This is a genomic window from Streptomyces sp. GC420 (genome assembly GCF_009916105.1).
Taxonomy (GTDB): Bacteria; Actinomycetota; Actinomycetes; order Streptomycetales; family Streptomycetaceae; genus Streptomyces.
In genome coordinates, this window is the sequence record NZ_JAAAXQ010000144.1 from 1 (window position 1) to 17,836 (window position 17,836).

Here is a 17,836-nt window from a genome sequence, read left to right on the forward strand (position 1 = left end):
CTCCTGGGCTCCGGCTACGCCGCCTCGCTCCTACGCCACCTGCCCTGGCTCGCCGACATCGATCTTTGGTACTGGGGCGACATCGACACCCACGGATTCGCCATCCTGAGCCGGGTACGCGGCCATTTCCCGCACACCCGATCCCTCCTCATGGACCGCCACACACTCCTCGCCCACCGAGCACACTGGGGCGAAGAGAAACACCAGACCAGCGAACCACCGGCACATCTCACCCCGGCAGAAGCCCAATTGGAACAAGATCTGCGCCTGGGCACCTACCAGCCGCATCTGCGCCTGGAGCAAGAACGCATCCCCATCAGCTCAGTAGCGCACGCCCTGGCGGCCACCGCGCGGGAGGCCGAAATGGCTCTGCGACTCCGCGGACGGACCTAAGCGGAATCTCTGGCTGCCTGTTGTCCGGGACGCCGCACCCGCGTACGGGCCTGCCTTGGCTCCCGGCCCGGAGCCAAGAGGGCATGTGCCAGAGGTACGTCCCGTACGCGATGGTGCACGGCGAGTCGTACGTGACTGGGGACGTTCAGCGGTACGTCCCCTCCTCCTCGCGGAGGGGGGCAGCCGCGGTCAGACGGCGGGCTGCAGGACCGTGTGGTCGGCGGCGAGGGTCCGGAGTCGGTCGGCCACGGTGTCCGGGCCGAGTTCCGCGAGAGCCCACAGGGCACTGAGGCGGCGGCCGAAGGACCAGATGCCAGCGGTCGGCGGCCGGAACGGAGCCACGGCGATGTTCTGGGCGGTGAACGGGGCGGGGTTGAGATAGGTCATGCCGCCGGTCCCGCACAGATAGGTGCGGGCGCCGGTCGCGGCGGCCAGGTCGGCGAGCCGGACCGATCGGCCCTGCCGGGAGGGCAGGCGGCTGCTGGTGAGGACCTGGCCCCGCCAGCCGAGCAGGTCCAGCAGGACGCGGGTGGAGGTCTCGGCGACCGTTGCGGTCCGTCCGGTGGTGAAGGAGTCCAGCACCGGGGCCAGGGTCTCGGCGAGGGCGGGCCAGTGAGTGCTGACCCCATAGTGCTGCTGCAGCATCCCCGCGGTCCTGCGGCGGGCCAGGCCGGGGTCGTCGAGCACGGCGTCGCGGATGAGGGTGGGCCGACCGTTCGGCAGGCGGGTGGGGATGGTGAGCCATTGCTGATCGGTGGGGTCGTCGAGGTCCGCGAGGCGGGCTCGGTGCTGGTAGTCGCGGCGGGTGAACTGCACGTCGTCCAGGACGATCCAGTAGTCCGCCGCGAACAGCTTGGCCAGCATGGTCAGCCGGGGCAGGAAGTTCGGCTGGTGGATCGCGCACAGTCCGCCCGGCTGGGGCAGGTCACGAGATGAGTCGGCTGGTGAAGCCGTCGCGGATGAGGGATTCGTACGCGGCATGCACGTCCTCCGGGACCTCCTGCTCGATGGCGAATCCGAGCTTCGGATACTCGATGACCCGCTGGAGGTCGCCGACGAGCATGTCCAGGACGAGCCTCTCGTCGCCGATGGACTTCAAGTAGTCGTCGAACTCCAGCGGCTCCGATGCGCACAGGATCTCGACGTCGGGCCACAGCTTGCGGGCGGTCGCGAACGAGCGCCTTTCCATATAGGGCTTGGAGACCAGCAGCACGGTCTTCGGCCGGATCCCGGCGGCGGCGAGGACCTCACGCGAGAGCGTGATGTTCTGCCCGGTGTTGGACGCGTTCGGCTCCAGCAGAATCGCCTTGGCGGGGACGCCGAGGTCGATGGCGTGCTCGCGGAAGTGCACGGCCTCCCCGCGCGGGAAGACCTTGGCGGTGGTGGGACTGTTGCCGCCGGTGAAGACGAGGGTCGGGAAGAGCCCGGAGCGATACAGCTCGGCGGCATGGGCGGCCACGCCGAGGTCGTGACTGCCCAGCCCGATCGCCACGTCGACGGGCCGCAACTCGTGGCTCATCTGGTGGTAGTCCCAGATCAGCTTGGCTTGGCGCCACTGGTCCTCGGTGATGGTCTGCTGGTTGTCGCCCACGTCTGTGTTCTCCCTGGTCACCGTTGCCGGGGGCCGGTCGGCCCCTCGCTCATGGCCTTGATGCCCTCGATACTGCGCAGTTGGTGCACGAGTCCGTACTGCGCGGCTGTCCTGGCGGCCTGGTCGAGGACGAGGAGCCCATCATCCCGGGTTGCTGCGTCGGAGAGCAGGATGTGGCCATGAGCGGTGTCCAGTCGCACGCGTTGCATCGGTGATTCGGTGGTCCCGCTGTTGCGGGCGATGTCGATGAAGTGCAGGGCCTGGGTGAGATCGCCGGCGCCGCGTCGGGCGAGGGCGAGTTTCTGATGGGCCACCGACCAGTCGTCGGGTTCCTGGAGGTCTCCGAAGTCGCGGGTCGCGGCCTGCATGACGCGGGTCGCATAGTCGTGGTTGCCGTCCTTGCTCAGCGCGGTCCCCACCCACAGCCGTGCCCTTGCGCGGTCACGGCTCGAAAGCCGGTCATCGACGGCGAGGGTCTCGTAATTGCGGGCCGCGATCTCCAGTTTCCCGGACATCTCGGTGACCACGGCCAGGGACAGGTCGAGCTGGGCGACGCGGCGGGGGATGTCGAGCTGGGTGAAGACGGAGCGGGCGCCGGCATAGGAGTGCTGGGCGGAGAGCGGGCCGAGGACGACGCCCTGGTCGCGCTTGAGGTCGCCGAGCAAGGCGGTCGAACGGGCGAAGAGATACAGGCCCTTCTCATCCAGCTCGGGTGCCTTGAACCGGCCGAGCCACCGGGTCAGGAGGCTGTCGGCGAAGGGGAAGTTCTGCCGGGACAGGGCGACGACGACGCGGTCCAAGTCGTCGGCCCAGGACTCGTATTCCCAGGCCCGGGGCCCGGAGGTGGTGACGCGACGCCGGGCGGTGGTCGCGGCGCTGGTCATCTCGGACAGGAGCGTTTCGAAGCGAAGGTGGACGGCGGCGTCCGCGCGGCCGAGCGCGGTGTCGAGGATGGCCTGGGTGTCGGGTCTGGGCTCGGTGGCCGCGAGTTTGGACTCCCACTTGGAGACGGTCGCGACGGCCAGGCCGAGTTGCTGGGCGAAGGCCCGCACGCTCAGTCGCAGGGCGAGCCGCAGGGCCTTGGCCTCCAGGCCGGTCCAATGGTGCACGGTCGCCACGCGTCGCTCCCTTCCACCGGTCATCGAAGCACGGTCCGTGCAGTCGGCGGGACGGAAGTGGAACGGAAGTAGAACAGGCGGTGATTGGCCGGGAGTTAGGCATCGACCACGCTCAAGGGGTCATCACTTGTCGAGCCTTTTGGACGGTCTTCAGCATGGAACCCCTCACGGAGCATCGCCTGGTCAGCGGCCCGGTTGTTTACGGCTTCCTGCGGCTGGTGAAGGTGCCTGCGGCCCGGCAGGCGGCGCTGACCGCCTCGCTCGCCGAGTACTGCCGCATCCACGAACTGCAGCTGTCCGGCGTCTTCACTGACCGCGACGTGAGTCCCGGGCCCGACTCCGCGGCGTTCACCGGGCTGTTGGACGTGCTGGCCCTGCCGGACATCTATGGCGTGATCGCCCCGGCCATATCGCACCTGGGGCCGAAGACCATAGCTGCTGAGCGTGAGCGCCGGATCGAGGCGGCCGGCTCCCGGCTGCTGCTGGTCCGCCGCCCCCGCACCGCACATCCGCCCATCTCCCGCGGCGGCCCCGTCCGCCGCCGCAGTCCGGGAACCACCCGCGTCCTGGACTCCGAGTCATGAGGGCACGATGACCGAGACGATCCAGCGGTTCTTCGACGCCCGGCCCGAATCCATTGGCCAGGCACGAAAGTTCACCACGGACGCGTTGGTCGACTGGGGCTTTCAAGACCGCGCTGAGGACATCCGGGTCTGCGTCTCCGAGCTCGCCACCAATGCCCTGGTCCACGGGACCGTCGCCGGCCACGGGTTTCCTGGTCAAGCTGGATGTCGACGAGGACGAAGTACGCCTGGAAGTGCACGACAGCCGCCGCCAGCACCCCGCGGCTCGCCAGGCTGCCGACACGGACCTGTCCGGACGCGGCCTGACGTTGGTCAGCGTGCTCGCCGACGGCTGGGGCGTTTCAGGACCGCACCCCGTTCAGGAAGATCGTCTGGTTTTGCTTCAAGGCCACGGGAGGGACGACGTCATGCCCGTCACCCTCACCCCACAGGGGCCGGAACTGCGGCTGCTGGTCTCGCTCGCGTCCTGGACCTGGTCGGGCACCGGCCCGGACGGCCGCGAGGTCGCGAACATCCTGATCACCCACACCCCGGCCCTGACCGGCGACACCGTCGAGGCCCGGATGCGGCGGCTGTCGGACAGCCTCGGCTCCCTGACCGGCCCTCGGGAGGTCGTCCCGGAGCTCGACCGGTGTCTGCAGATCGTCGGCGACCAGGTGCTGATGCACCTCCCCGGCGCCTCCCGCAGGCTGCGGCTGCCCACCCGCAGGTCCTGGACCGAGCTGGTCGCCCGCAACGGCGAGGCCGTCCTCCTGCTCGGACTGGACCCGCTGCCGCAGCGCGCCGACGCCGCCCGGCTCGACAGCTACCTGGATGCCGCTCTTACGGCCGACCGGCTGCTGTTCGGACGCGCCCGCACCCGCTGAACCCTGGATCTTCCCGCACGGCCCCCGGACGGAACGGATGAGAGGGAACTGCCATGGAAACCTTCGAACGCGCCCGGCTGGACGCCTACTTCGCCCGGATCGCCACCCAGTTCGCCCCAGATGAGCAGACCGCCTCGTTCCTGGTCACGCACCTGCTGCCGGAGCGGCCCGCGTTCGTCCAGGCCGTCGCCGCGATGACCCGGCTCACCGCGGTGCTGCCCAAGCCGAAGTCCATCCACCCGGCCGCGAAGCGCGAGGTTGAGCCGACCGTCCCCGTCGACACCCTCACCCGCGAGATGTTCACCGAGCCCGATGACGCCCTGGACTACCTCGAGTCGAGGGCCGCGGGCGAGACGGTCTGCCTGCTGGACGTCGGCGGCTACTTCACCCCCACCCTCGCCGAGGTCCACAGCCGGTTCTCCGGCCGGATCGCCGGGGTGATCGAGGACACCGAGAACGGGCACCGCCGCTACGCGGACCTCGACAAACTGCCCTGCCCCGTCATCTCCGTCGCCCGGTCCCCGCTGAAGGACCCCGAGGACTTCCTCGTCGGCCAGTCCGTGGTCTTTTCCACCGAGGCCGTCATGCGCGGTCGCGGCGACATTCTCCACGGCCGCCCGGCCCTTGTGATCGGCTTTGGGAAGCTCGGCTCCTCGATCGCCCGGCTTCTGCAGGCTAAGGGCGTGCAGGTCACCGTCTTCGACATCGACCCCGTCCGCCGCACCCAGGCCCTGTCCCAGGGCTTCACCGTCGCCCGCGACCGCGAGACCGCCCTCACCGGCGCTGGCCTCGTGCTCTGCGCGACCGGCGCGATATCCCTGCGCGGCGAGGACTTCTCCCACCTGCGCAACGGCGCCTACGTCGCCACCGTTACTTCCAGCGAGGACGAACTCGACCTCGCAGGGCTCCCGGACGTCTACACCCGCACGATTGTCGGCGACCACGTCACCCGCTACCGGACCACCGGCCACTACTTCTATCTGGCGAACGGCGGCAATGCCGTCAACTTCATCCACGGCGCCAGCGTTGGGCCGTTCATCTTCCTGGTCCAAGCCGAGATCCTCGCCGCGATCAGGATGCTCACCCGCGAAGACCTCGCCCCCGGCATCCATGAGGTCCCCGCACCCGACCGCGAAGCCATCGCGGCGACGTGGCTCTCCTACTTCAACAGGTGATCACCATGCCCATCACGGCAGACCACATCCGCACCACCATCGCCGCCTACCTGGATCAGTACCCCGAGGACAAGCGCGAGCTCGGCGTCGTCCTTGGCCTGATCGACGACGGCGACGACCTCACCAGCCGCAAGACGCTACCCGGCCACGTCACCGTCGGCGCGATCCTCGTCGACCCCGACGGCCGCATCCTGCACATTCTCCACAACGCGACCCAGAAATGGCTCTTGCCTGGTGGCCATCTGGAGCCCTCCGACCAGACGCTCCTGCAGGCCGCTGGCCGCGAACTCGCCGAGGAGACCGGCATCCCGCCCCACGTGGTTACTCCGCACGGCGAGACCCCACTCCACATCGACATCCATCCCATCGACGCCAACCCCGCCAAGGACGAACCCGCCCACCAGCACTTCGACTTCCGGTTCCTCTTCCGTACCACCGCTGACATCGGCCAACTCCAGACCGAAGAGGTCTCCGACGCCGCCTGGCGCAACCTCGACCAGATCACCGACCCTCAACTCCGATCCCGCATCGCCGCAGCCCTGCACTGAACCATCACGGCCGACAGGCCGCTGCGGCCGCCCCTGAACACCGCACTGCCGCTGCAAGCCCGGACCGGAAACCACCTGGTCACGGGCTTGCTGCCTCAGACGCTGGATCCAGACGAGCCCTGACCGATCAAAAGGTGCCTGACCTGTCAAAGCTGCAAGGATTGAGACTGGCCTGCAACCTCATTGAGAGGGCTAGAGGTAGGGGAGTGGATCGCGGGTGTGCTGTGATCATATCCGGCTGGTCTCTGGGCGGGAGGCGCCGGGTTCCTCCTCGTTTGGGTAGTTGATTGCGTCGAGCCCGGGTCGACGGTCGCTGGGTTCGTTGGGCCTGCGGGGCTGGAGCCCGTGGCCGGGGAAATCGGGGGTGATGCGGCGGCCCGCCCGGCAGAATCGGGTGATCTACACGCCCTTGGGGGAGCTATGCAGGAACTCCGCTTCGACGACGACATCCGGTTCACCGTGGAAGTCAGCAGCGACCAGACGTGGCTGCGCCGCGCGCTGGGAGCCCACGAGCTGAGCATGCAGCTCGCCGTCGGGGTGTCGCCCTTCACCGAGGCCGGGAAGATCCTCGCCCTGGAGGCGGACCTGTTCGGCTTCGAGGCGACGGGGCAGCGCTCGCGGCTCGCCCGGACCACGGTGAACCTGGCGTACACCCCGAAGGTGACCGTCCACCGCGTGAACCTGTCGTTCCCGCTGACGTCGTTGCAGGTCCACGCGATCGAGGCGGGCCGTACTGGCGACGTACGGTTTGAGATCGACCTCAACGCGACGCTGCCGCAGGCGCCCGGCTACCCGGGGAGCGCCCAGGAGACGGCGCACATCACCATCGCCAAGAGCCGGTGGGAGCAGCAGCTCGCGCAGCTGGGGCCGTCTGCGGCGTTCGAGATGGCCGTGCCGTACCCGCTCGGTGATCCGGAGCGGGACGAGGTCGGCCGGACGCTGCGGGAGGCGCAGCGGCTGCTGATCGCGAACGAGGTGCGGGCGTCGATCCTGGAGGTCAGGCGGGCGCTGGAGTGGGTCCGGGAGAACGTCGACTGGGACAACCCCGGATCGAGGAAGCAGGCCAGCCAGTGCAACCAGACTGAGCGGTGGTGGCGGATCCAGGACGCCCTGTACAGCCAGACCTGCGGCGCCCTGCACAACGACGCGGTCACCAAGACCTTCAAGTACGACCGGGCCGAGGCGGAGACGCTCCTGGCGATGACCTCCGCACTGCTGCGGAACGTGCCCGGAACCAGCGCGTGACGGGGCGGCCCGGCACCCGCCCCGCGACCGAAACGAGGACCGCATGGCAATCGAGCACAACGGCATTGCAGGCCCCTACTTCGAGTACGACGGACTGCCCGTCCTGCACGCGGTGGACAAGGATCTGCCGCTGATCCATCCGTACGCCCCGGTGACACCGGGCCGCTACGTCACGCCCGGCGGCGGCCGGCTCACCATCCGCCCGGCCGAGATGCGCGCCCACATCCGGATCACGCTGGACCACCTGGGCTGTCCCGCCCAGCTCACCGACGAGAAGAACGCCGCCTTCAAACGGCTCGCCCTGGCCGCCGAGGGCTACTGCGTGCAGTCCGGGTGCCGACACCGCGCCGCGTACGCGGACGGGGCGTACCGCATCTTCGAGGTACGCAACGGAAGCATCGCGCTCGCCGCGTTCGTGCGCGCCGCGCTCGCGATCGAGCTGGGGGACTTCGCTCCAGCGGACCGGCTCGTGCAGGAGGCCGAAGCACTGGCCGGGCCTGTCCGCCGGGAAGGCGAGGAGGACCAGGCCAGCGGCGGCTAGACGCCCCATGTCCGCCTGCCCCAGCGATACGGGCGAGCCTTAAGGAGGGTCGGTGCGGCGCCACGGGGGGAGCGCCGCACCTGCGACCAGCGTAGCGATCCACCCCATCTCCCCGGGCCCGCATGGGCGACCGGACGGTAGTCCTGCACTCTTGGCTCACCTCTTAAGCACGGCATGCGCCTCCTCCACTCACTCCGGCGTTTCGCAGGCGTCGTCGAGGTTCTGGGATGAGCCCGGGGCGGACCCTTTGGAGGGGAGCCGTAGAGCGGGGGACGTGAGCGTCGCGGGGGTGTTCTCAGCCCTCGTCGTCGGGGATGTCGTCGTCCTGGGCTGCTGTCATGTGGCAGACGTTGATACCTGCCTGGCAGCGGGAGGGGCCGATAGTGGCGTGCAGGCGGGTGAACAGGTCTGGGCGGATGAGCAGGTCCGCTTCCGCGACCAGGGGCAGGAGCGGTTCAAAGCCTCCGTCGTGGACGAGGTGCCCTCGCCACTGGCGGCCGGCGCGGACGGAAGGCGGCATATCGCGCAGCGCGGCTCGCAAGACGGAACGCTCCAGTGCGCCCGGGCCAAGTCCCCGGCAGGGAATGCAGGTCGAAGATCGCAATGTGGATGATCTGTCAGAAATGCCGCGCTGGCCAGCGTGAATGATCCAGGCGGAAGATCGTCGGTCCTACTTCTGGTGCAGGGTAGGGCTCCAGGGATCGTGGGCGGGGGGAGGGCCGTTTGCGACGGCCCGTACCGAGGATCGGCAATGGGATGTCGGTGACGGCTCGTAAGCTTATGGGTGTGCCGACGACCGACGCCTCCTCTCCGTACGCGACGGGTGGGGGCGGTGTCTGGCTCGAACACCGTTATGCGGCGACGCTGGTTGCCGCCCTGCTGACCGAGGATCCGATCAGCGAGCTCGGTGACGATGTCGTCCCGCACTCGGTGCGCCTGCAGGCCAGCTACATCAGTCCGATCGACGACGTTGTGGTGGAGGGCCGTACCCGCGACGGCCAGGTGCGGCGGGTGTCGATCGGGGTGCGCAGGAACCCGGACCTGACCACGAGCGATGAGAAGTCGGTTCCGTTGGTGCGGTCCTTCTTGCGGGTGGTGACCGAGCACTGGGACGAGGTGGGGGCGGGGCGTTGGCGGGTGGTGCTCGCGGTCGGTGTGTCGAGCACGGCTGTGCAGCAGACCGACGCGCTGGCCCGGATCGCGCGGTCCGTGTCCTCTGCGGACGGATTCCGGACCGCTGTCGAGCGTCCCGGGGTGGCCAAGACTGCGGTGCTGGCTCGTCTGAAGCATCTGGATGCCCTGGTTGTTGCGGCCTCCAAGGACGATGCGGCTCTCTCGCACGTCGACGCCGGTGAGTTGACCTGGCGGTGGCTGATGGCGTTGCGGGTACGGCATTTGCGCTTGGAGGGCGTGGACGAGTCCGACCGGACCACGGCCGTCTCCGCGTTGCGGCGCATCGTGGCCGATGAAGCGACGACGACAGCCGATGACGTCTTCGCTCGCCTGGCTGAGCGCTCCGGTGCCTGGGCCTCGTCTGCCGCGGCCCTGGACCAGGCGCTGGTGCGCCGCGAGCTCAGCGGCTTCCCGCTCGGCCGGCCCCCTTCCTACCGCCCGGCCTGGTCGGTGTTGGACGGCATGGCGCGTCGCCTGCGGGAAGGGACCCCACCGGACTTGCAGGCCGGCGATGTGCGGCTGGAACTGGACCGGAGCGAGGAGCGGGCGCGGCTCGCCGACACGATGAACCGGACTGGCCGGGCAGGCTCGGGACTGGTGGTGACGGGGGAGCCCGACGTCGGGAAGTCCGCTCTGACGATCCGAACCGCGAAACAGCTCACCGAGCACGGCGCGGCGGTGACCTGCCTGAGCCTGCGGGACCTTCCCGAGTCGGTGGCCCAGGTCGAACACCTGCTGGGCGGGCGCCCGTTGGCGGACGTGTTCGCGGCGGGAGAGACCAGGGAGGTCCGCCTGCTCGTGATCGACGGTGCAGAAGCCGTTCTGGAAGGCCGCCGCGAGTTGTTTCGGGAAGTCGCCACCGCTGCTTTCAGGGCCGGGCTCGGGGTGGTCGCCGTCACCCGCAACGACGGGTCTGCACGGGTGTGCGAGGTGATGCAAGCCGGTGCGTCACAAGCAGACCGCCCTGAAACGGTGGCCCAGCACCACGTACCCCGGCTCACCCTCGCCGAGCGCCGCCGCCTCGTCGAGACCTTCCAGACCTTGATCCGCTTCAGCGCCGACACACAAGCCGAGTGGCTGGTCGGCCGGCCGGGCCTGGTCGATGTCCTGCTGCGGGCCGGCACGGTCACCGAGACCAGCACACTGCTGTCTGAAGCCGATGTGTTCGGTGCCGTGTGGAACGGTCTCGTCCGAAACGACGAGGAGTACCTTCCCGGGGGTGTGTCACCGGACGACAGGGAGCATGCCGTACTCGCCGTCGCGTGCCGCGCGCTCAAGCTGCCGGACAGCGCACCCACCAGCGCAGGGGCCCTGCCGCGACTGCGATCCGATGCGGTGCTGCGCGCGCCGGCCAATCCTGCGTTCGCCGCAGGCGACGAGTTCGCTACCGACCTGATGCGCGACTTCGCCCTGTGCCGCCTGTTCCTCACCGCCGGCTGGGAACCCTTGAGGAAAGCCAAAGCACCCCGCTGGACCATCCGCGCGGTGCGGCTTGCCTGCCAGGTGAAGCTGCTGGCGGGGGACCCGGCGGCCGCCTGGCGCGAACTGTGCCACGAATTCCAGCAGTTCGGTGGGCAAGAGGGGCAGCGGTGGAAGGAAGTCCCGATGGAAGCACTCCTCACCCTCGGCGACGCCCAGAGTGCGATCGAAAGCGTCTGGGACGACCTGACCGCCGATGACCACCGCGGACTCAAGACCCTCCTGCGCCTCGCCGACCTGCGCTACGTCACCAGCACCATCGCGGATCCCTTCACCCTCGCACCAGTAGTAGCCCTGACCTACTGCACCGACCGTGACCTGGGACAGAACAACCGCTATTCACAAGGGATGGGCAAGACCATCCGCCATCTCGTGCTGGCGTGGCTGCGCGGCATGGCCCGCGACACCCAGCACCCCGACACACTGCGCCAGCAGGTACGCGACTACGTCCTCGCCATGCACCCGGAACACTACGACGACTTCGCCGTCGAGGCCCTGGCCACCCTGGGGCCTGACACCGACGAAGCCAGCGAACAGTGGCTGCGGGAAACTGCAGCCCAAGCCCCAGGACAGCTGGCGGCCGCCGTGGAGTCATTCGGCGCCATTCCCATGGCCCGGACCCATCCGCGGCTGCTCCTGGACCTCACCGAGGCCTACTACATCCACCAGCCCAGGCGAAGCCGCTGGGGTGGTGGGGGCCTGCACGACGACGGGATCCGCCGCCACAGCCGCCAGACCGGCTTCGGCCCGCCGTTCGCCGCCTGGCACTTCGGACCGTTCTACTGGCTTCTGCACAGCCTGACCGCCGACACCCTCGACATGATCAACCGGATGCTGGACCACGCAGCGACGTTCCGCGTCCGTGCCCCGCAGGACGAACCGGCTGCCCCGCCGCAGGGAATCAGCCTCGACATCCCCGGCATCGGACCCCGCTATTTCGTCGGGGACCGGCATGTATGGGGCTGGTACCGCGGCTCGACCGTCGGACCCCACCCGTGCATGAGCGCCCTGATGGCGGTCGAACGGTGCGCCGACAGCCTCATCGCAGCCGGGATCCCCTACGAGAAGGTCGTGCACCTGCTGCTGCGCGGCTGCAACAATCTCGCCATGGCCGGCCTGGTCGTCGGCCTACTCGTCCGCCGTCTCCACGACGCCGGGAACCTGCTGGACGTCTGGCTCACCTCGCCGGCCGTGTGGAGCCTGGAGACCTCAAGGACCAGCGCCGAAGGCCGTTTCCACGTGCGGGGAGCCGAGCCGGACGACGTGGTCGGTGCCCACCGGCGCACGACGACCCCGCGCGAAGCCGCCGCAGAACTGACCCAGCAGGCCATGATCACAGGCGACCAACAACGGCTGGACGCCCTCACTGGGATCGCCGACCGGTTGGTCGCCAATGCGCGCGCCGAACTCGGCGAGGACCCCGACGGGCAACTCACCAGGGTCCAGGGGCGGGCGTCGCTGCTGCGGCCTGAGAACCACCCCGCCTACCGAACCGCCGACAACAAGATCGTCCTGCAGTACACGCCTCCCGCCGAAGTCGCCGAGGGCTTCACCTCGCTCGCGGCCCAGGTGGCCGCCGGCAGCGAAGCCCTGCGCCTCCAGCACACCTACGGCGACGCGGAGATTCAGCCCGAACACTGGCCCACCGACTCGCTTCTCGCCGATCTCGAGCTCGCACGACAGATCACCGCCGATCCGCCCTCCTTCGGCACCCTGCACCCGCAGGACGCCCCGGCCGCCGTCGCGGCCGCCGCAGTCATCAGCCACGCACGCGGGCTGACCGTCGTCCCCGACGACGACCTGCGCTGGGCCGCCGACATCCTCCTCGACACCCCTACCACCGCGCCCGTCGACAGCGGGGACGACGAAACCTGGGTGGTATATCCGATGGCCGCCTCCGCCTCGGCCGCCCGCGCCCTCCCTTTCCTCCTCCTCGCCCCGTTCGACCACCTCGGCATCGCCCAGGACCGCATCGAGCGGACCGCCACCGCCCTGGCCGCGTGGCCGGACGGCATCCGCACTCTCTTCGCCGCCGGCTGCACCCCCGTGTGGGAAGCTCCCTGCGCGGAAGCGGACGAGACCACCCCCTGCCGACGCCACAAGCCTCTGTGGGCCGCCGTCCAAGCAGCTCTCGGCCACTGCCGCCTCGGCCCCTGGCAATACGGAAACCGCCTGCCGCAGTTCCTGCCACCCCCCTACACCGACACCCTGCCCACCGTCCCGCCCACCGACCTGCTCGTGAACCGGCTCGCCATGCCGATCGCCTGCACCGCCGCCGCCTGCCACACCGCCTGCCTGACCGAGCACGCCACCGCCCTGTTCCCGGCGCTGATGGACGCGCACCGCGACGGCACCGACCACTGGATGACCGAGGGCTACGCCGGATACAACAGCCCCGAACGCGAACTCGTCGTCCGCGCCCTCATCACCCTCGCCGCCGACGGCACCGAAGGACCCCTTACCGCGCATCTGCGATCGTTCGCCGCCAACGCCAACGCCCTGCAGCAACTGCTGAACGACGCCGCCACCCTGAGCACCTACGATCCTGAGTTGCGTGCCCTGCTCCCGGCCGTCTGGCCGCTGATCATGACCACCACGCTCGACGCCCTCGACGCGGGCGCCGACCTGGGCCGAGGAAGCGAACGATGGGCCGACTACGCCATCGCCGCCCTCCTGCCGACTCCGCAACCGCGCACTGCTGACCCTCGTTTCGACGAGACCCTCACCCGCGCGAACAGCGACTGGCTCGCGCCTGATGCCCTCGGTGAGGCGGCCGAACGATGGCTCGACCTGGCCCGCGGTGAACCCATGGCCGCCGACGCGCTGGCCCGCTTCGCCCGCACCGTCCCCTCCACCTGGCAGTGCGCCGCAGGCCTGGCGTGGCTGGAGCACATGATCGACGGCCGTTACGACGCTTTCGCCAACCACTGCTGGTACGTCACCCGCTGGCTGACCGAACTCCGCGAAACCGCCCTTCCCGACACCGCCACACTGAGCCGATGGCGCCGGATCGTCGACGGCCTCGCCGCATCCGGCGACCGAAAGGCTGTCGATCTACAACGCATCGACGAATAACCCCACCCAGGCTGCCTGGGCCGCCCCAACGCTGTGCCCCGGCCTGCCGGGCACGCCAGGAACCCCGCATGACGCCCCAGCCGCCAAGGCACCTGCCGTGACGGAGCAACCCAGCACCGCACCGGAAGATCACCAGGGGGCGGCAGCAGCCCCCTCGGCTGCCAGCCCGTTCGCCAGCAGCGCCTGCCACTGCCGGTCGGGATCATCATCCTTGCGCCGTGCGGCCAGCTCTTCCAGTGCCTGCCGGTCACCCGCGTCGGCAGCCTGCCGCGCGAAGCGCTCGGCCTCGACGAACTCACCTGCCTTTTCCAGACGTTCGGCGAGCATGCCCGGCGCCCACGCCAGAGCTTCGTCGTAGGCGCGCCGCAGCAAGGGCATGGCCTGCTCCCCGGCACGGTCCTGGGCCAGGCGGCGCAGGGTCCACGACCGCTGGCCGGCCGGTGCCTTCCAGGCAAGCTGCTCGGCCTCTTCCAGCAGGCCAGCCTTCTCGCGGCCTTTCACCAGCTTCCACAGCGGCGTGGTGTAGCCGCGGGCAGCGGCATGCAGGGCCCACTGGTCGGCTTCCTCCCGCCGCTCGGCCTGCTCGGCCCGTTCCATCAGCGTCCTCACGGCCTGCCCCACACGGGCAGCTGCCGCACGCTCCAGCAGCGCGCGGCGGACGTCGTCGGGGACGTTCTCGTCGTGCACAGCACGGTGCGCCTGCACCCACAGCGCCCACGGGGTGCCCCGCTCCACCTCACTGTCCAGCAGCGCTTGTGCCTCGTGGTCCTGCCCGCGCTCGTGCAGCCGCCGCAGCAGCTGCTCCAGCGCCCAGGAGTTCCCGGCCCGGGCGACCTGCCGGAGCGCGTCGTCGCCCGCCGCCGCGCCTTGCGTGGCGTCCAGCAGGGCCACCAGCTGGCGCAGTGCCCAGGTCTCCCCGGGCGGCATGGGCAGCACGGCAGGATTGAGGTAATCGAGCAGGGACCGAGGGCCCGCTTCGAAGTCGATGAGATCCACGCCCTCCTCCCGCTGCCGACGCCGGCGTTCGAAGACGCTGATCGCGTTTCCATACAGCCGCTCCGCGTCAGCCGTCCGCTCCTCGGCTTCGGCTTGCTCGGCGAGGTCCTTCAACGGGGTGGCCTCGCCCGCTGCGAAGGCCTCTCTGGCAGCCTCTTCCACCTCGGCCATCCCTGTCGCGAGAGCGGCCAGTTCCCCCATCGCGTGGCGGTCGCCCGCTGAGCGCAACGCCGCACGCGCACCGTCCAGGTCCCCGCGCTCACGCAGCTCGTCGGCGTAGGCGCGCAGGATGTCCGGATCACTGCACTGGGCGACCTCGGCATACCAGCGGGCGGCCTCCTCAGCCTCCCCGTCCAGCATCAGCGCACGGGCCAGGTGGAGCTGGGCGGTGGGACTGCCGCGGCCGGCGGCCTCTCGTACCAGCTGTTCGGCCTGCTCGTACTGCTCCTGCTCCAGCATCTGTTCCAGCAGTTCCTCCAGGACCTCGCCGTCCCCGGCGAGTGCGGTCTGCTCCTGCACGCGACGGGCTTCCTCAGCCCGCTGACGCTCCTGCCACAGCCAGGCCAGCTCCTGCCCCGCCTTCACATCCCCCAGGTCCAGCGCCCGCTGATACAGGCTGGCGGCCTCGGTATCACGCCAGCGTGCCTCTGCCGCCTGCCCTACCGCCCGCACGATGTGCGACTCGGGCAGATGCTCGCGCGCCGCAGCCCAGAACGAGGCCGGGGGAGCGGCATAGCGCCGTTCGATGCGGCCGATGTAGTCCATGTAGTCGGACAGCCGCCACCCGCCCCTGCCACCCGTTCCCGGGCGGCCCCGCACGCGGCTCAGCAGTCCACGCACTCCCTTGCTCGGCTGCTGCGTGTAGGCGAGAGCATCCTCAAGCCACTCCTCGCCGAGCGCGTCGTAGTCGTCGTCACCGAGGTAGCCCTCGGCGGCCGTCTGCAGAAAATCCCGCCCCACCAGCGCTGCCCCGCCCAGCCTGCTCGCGTCCATGGCCGCGCCGATCACCGCACGGGCCGCGGGCGGCGCCGTCCGGTAACGCTCGAGCAGAGCTGGAGCCCCTGCCATGTACTGGGCGAGCCGCCCGCCCACGGTATGGGCCAGAGCATCGGCCAACCGCACATCGTGGCCGCTCACCGTCCGCGCATCCTCCAGCTCCTGCGTCTCGAACGCAGCCGGTACGTACACGCCCTTGCCCTCGAGCAACGTCCGCGTCTGCGCGTGCCCAGAACTGCGGCCTGGGACCGCGGGCGCGGTCAGCCTGCTCCAGAATTCCGGCCAGACGGTCCCCAGAATGAGCACTGGCCCCCTCGTGCTGTCCTGCAGCAACGCCCGCAGACCAGCCGCCACCTGCTCAGCCAATGCGCCAGCCTGATCGCCGACATACTGCTGCAATTCGTTGAGCCAGATCGCGGTGCGCGCAGCTATCCCCTCCTGCAACGCGTTCGCCAGCGCCTGGGCGGGTGACGGATCGAGCGGATGCCACAGCCTCCACCCGGCCGGCAGCTCTGCCACCGCCTCCCAGCACGCCCTCGTCTTGCCCGAGGACGACTCACCGACCAGCACCACCATCCGGTTCGCGCCACCAGCGGCCTGGTCCACCACCGAACGCAGAACCTCATCGTGGGCACGCCGCACATACAGCGGCAACACCCCCGGCACCGCCGCCGTCACCTCGACCGGCCGGTGCACCTCCCACTCATCGAACGCCTCCTCATCCCTCAACTCGGCCACGAACCGGCCACGGACAGGCACCTCGCTCTCGAGCCTGTCCGCCACAGAACGGCCAGGACGTCCGCCGCGCCGCTGCCGCCGTTCCTCAACTGCCGCCTCCCACAACCTCACCCACCCTGCAGGAGCACCCGCACCACCCACCTGACGGGCCTGCTGGGAGAGACAGACGATCAGGAATTGCACCACTGGTTGCTGCGACGGCACAGACCGGCCCGCCAGCCAGTCACTCAACGAAGACGTACTCAGCACCATGGGCGGCTGCCGCAACCCGCCCTGACGCACCAACGCTGCGAGCGTGGGCGAACCTGCCCTCTCATACAGAGCCTTCAGCATGGCCGCGAAAGCCCGTACAGCCGTGCCCTGTACCACCGCGCCCCCTCCTGCACGTCCGCTCACCCCTGCACCGGAAAACCCGTCAGACGGGCCCTGGCCAGCGTAGACGCCGGACCGCCGCCATCCAGAACATCGCCGGAAACCTCCCGGACGAGCGCCAATAGGGCCACCAAGGACTCCGCCGCAGGAGCGGATCCCACACCCAAGGAGGCCCCACCCTTGTCCCACCACCTGATCGCCCTGCTCAACAGCCCTTTCATCACGACGTTGTTGGCCACGCACTCCCTTACCATCGCCGGACTCGCCCTCACCGCTGTATGCGCTCCGACGGCCCGCCGCCGGCAGGCGGCGCTCAAGGCACTGGCCGTGCTGCTTGGTCGTCCACCACGTCCCCGGATCTGAGCACGGCCCGTCTCGGCATGTGGCTCATGGCTCAGCCAACGGCCATGAGCCACACGTCCCCGGGCACCAAAGCAAAGTCCCCGCATGCCGGCCAAGGCGGGGCCCAAGCCCACAACCCCAAGTGCTGTCGCGCCGGCAGGCGCATCCTCCACCCGAAAGACAGCCACACTCAAAAACGACAACACCCAAAGCCAGCGATGAAACTGACACCCACCCAGTCCGGCGACAGCCGGACACCACCCATTCAAGCTCCCCGGCAGGGGAGCGCAGACAACTCAAATATCTGTGCAACCACCCCGTTATGACATCACCCGGCGCCGCCAGGCGCCGGTGGCCGACACCTCACCCTCCCCGCCAGGGGAGGGGCCTTGGCATTTCCCTTCGTCCTGCCGTCAGGCAGGACGGCATCCCTTTTGCTGAGCGGGCCGTCAGGCCCGCCAACTACCACAGAAACCAACCAAGTTGGCCCGCCAGGGCCAACCCGGTACCTGATACACAGTCGTGCCGCCAGGCACGACGACATTGGCCTAACGGGCCGTCAGGCCCGTAGTTGGCCGCCAGGCCAACTTAAGAGCCGACAGGC

General features: G+C 69.5%; 14 protein-coding genes. 9 read left to right on the plus strand and 5 right to left on the minus strand.

All coding sequences use genetic code 11. The features are described 5' to 3' along the window. The coding region (locus GUY61_RS18940; protein ID WP_166631382.1) for a DUF2220 domain-containing protein at positions 1-393 on the plus strand (393 nt) is incomplete at its 5' end. 189 nt (positions 394-582) lie between these two features. On the opposite strand, the gene GUY61_RS18945 is transcribed toward GUY61_RS18940, so the two are convergent. The 3 genes from GUY61_RS18945 to GUY61_RS18955 are packed head-to-tail and all read right to left on the minus strand — an operon-like array spanning position 583 to position 3,102. Next, the gene (locus GUY61_RS18945; protein ID WP_166631395.1) at positions 583-1,272 is read right to left on the minus strand and encodes a WbqC family protein; all 690 of its coding nucleotides are present in this window, start codon (positions 1,270-1,272) and stop codon (positions 583-585) included. Between the two features lie 46 nt (positions 1,273-1,318). Further along, positions 1,319-1,984, minus strand: coding sequence for a YdcF family protein (locus GUY61_RS18950; RefSeq protein WP_166631383.1), 666 nt, complete (start codon positions 1,982-1,984; stop codon positions 1,319-1,321). Positions 1,985-2,001: 17 nt separating this feature from the next. Next, on the minus strand, positions 2,002-3,102 hold the full coding sequence (locus GUY61_RS18955; protein ID WP_166631384.1) for a DNA-binding transcriptional regulator: 1,101 nt from the start codon (positions 3,100-3,102) through the stop codon (positions 2,002-2,004). Between the two features lie 155 nt (positions 3,103-3,257). Between GUY61_RS18955 and GUY61_RS18960 the strand changes: the two genes are divergently transcribed. The 6 genes from GUY61_RS18960 (at position 3,258) to GUY61_RS18990 (ending at position 8,061) form a co-directional block, all read left to right on the plus strand. Next, positions 3,258-3,686: a hypothetical protein gene (locus GUY61_RS18960; protein WP_166631385.1), complete on the plus strand. Its 429-nt coding sequence runs from the start codon at positions 3,258-3,260 to the stop codon at positions 3,684-3,686. Positions 3,687-3,838: 152 nt separating this feature from the next. Next, positions 3,839-4,552: a hypothetical protein gene (locus GUY61_RS41585; RefSeq protein WP_313896736.1), complete on the plus strand. Its 714-nt coding sequence runs from the start codon at positions 3,839-3,841 to the stop codon at positions 4,550-4,552. Between the two features lie 53 nt (positions 4,553-4,605). Beyond that, a complete protein-coding gene (locus GUY61_RS18975) occupies positions 4,606-5,727 on the plus strand; it encodes an adenosylhomocysteinase (protein ID WP_166631387.1) in 1,122 nt (373 codons plus the stop codon). A gap of 5 nt (positions 5,728-5,732) precedes the next feature. Further along, on the plus strand, positions 5,733-6,275 hold the full coding sequence (locus GUY61_RS18980; protein WP_166631388.1) for an NUDIX hydrolase: 543 nt from the start codon (positions 5,733-5,735) through the stop codon (positions 6,273-6,275). 420 nt (positions 6,276-6,695) lie between these two features. After that, positions 6,696-7,520 carry a hypothetical protein gene (locus tag GUY61_RS18985; protein WP_166631389.1) on the plus strand — a complete coding sequence of 275 codons (825 nt, stop codon included), beginning with the start codon at positions 6,696-6,698 and terminating at the stop codon, positions 7,518-7,520. Positions 7,521-7,563: 43 nt separating this feature from the next. Next, the gene (locus tag GUY61_RS18990; protein WP_166631390.1) at positions 7,564-8,061 is read left to right on the plus strand and encodes a DUF6420 family protein; all 498 of its coding nucleotides are present in this window, start codon (positions 7,564-7,566) and stop codon (positions 8,059-8,061) included. A gap of 295 nt (positions 8,062-8,356) precedes the next feature. On the opposite strand, the gene GUY61_RS18995 is transcribed toward GUY61_RS18990, so the two are convergent. Then, positions 8,357-8,581: a hypothetical protein gene (locus GUY61_RS18995; protein WP_166631391.1), complete on the minus strand. Its 225-nt coding sequence runs from the start codon at positions 8,579-8,581 to the stop codon at positions 8,357-8,359. 266 nt (positions 8,582-8,847) lie between these two features. Between GUY61_RS18995 and GUY61_RS19000 the strand changes: the two genes are divergently transcribed. Continuing rightward, positions 8,848-13,788 carry an ATP-binding protein gene (locus GUY61_RS19000; protein WP_166631392.1) on the plus strand — a complete coding sequence of 1,647 codons (4,941 nt, stop codon included), beginning with the start codon at positions 8,848-8,850 and terminating at the stop codon, positions 13,786-13,788. A 129-nt stretch (positions 13,789-13,917) separates the two neighbouring features. On the opposite strand, the gene GUY61_RS19005 is transcribed toward GUY61_RS19000, so the two are convergent. Further along, complete coding sequence (locus GUY61_RS19005; RefSeq protein ID WP_166631393.1) at positions 13,918-16,563, minus strand: hypothetical protein; 2,646 nt, start codon at positions 16,561-16,563, stop codon at positions 13,918-13,920. Positions 16,564-17,070: 507 nt separating this feature from the next. On the opposite strand from GUY61_RS19005, the gene GUY61_RS19010 reads away from it, so the two are divergent. Beyond that, positions 17,071-17,253 carry a hypothetical protein gene (locus GUY61_RS19010; RefSeq protein WP_166631394.1) on the plus strand — a complete coding sequence of 61 codons (183 nt, stop codon included), beginning with the start codon at positions 17,071-17,073 and terminating at the stop codon, positions 17,251-17,253. Positions 17,254-17,836: the final 583 nt, after the last annotated feature.

Bases quoted from the DNA above. Each gene is read 5' to 3' on its own strand.
- GUY61_RS18985 (WP_166631389.1), top strand. From the start codon at position 6,696: ATGCAGGAACTCCGCTTCGACGACGACATCCGGTTCACCGTGGAAGTC.
- GUY61_RS18975 (WP_166631387.1), top strand. From the start codon at position 4,606: ATGGAAACCTTCGAACGCGCCCGGCTGGACGCCTACTTCGCCCGGATC.
- GUY61_RS41585 (WP_313896736.1), top strand. From the start codon at position 3,839: ATGCCCTGGTCCACGGGACCGTCGCCGGCCACGGGTTTCCTGGTCAAG.
- GUY61_RS18990 (WP_166631390.1), top strand. From the start codon at position 7,564: ATGGCAATCGAGCACAACGGCATTGCAGGCCCCTACTTCGAGTACGAC.
- GUY61_RS18995 (WP_166631391.1), bottom strand. From the start codon at position 8,581: ATGCCGCCTTCCGTCCGCGCCGGCCGCCAGTGGCGAGGGCACCTCGTC.
- GUY61_RS18960 (WP_166631385.1), top strand. From the start codon at position 3,258: ATGGAACCCCTCACGGAGCATCGCCTGGTCAGCGGCCCGGTTGTTTAC.
- GUY61_RS18980 (WP_166631388.1), top strand. From the start codon at position 5,733: ATGCCCATCACGGCAGACCACATCCGCACCACCATCGCCGCCTACCTG.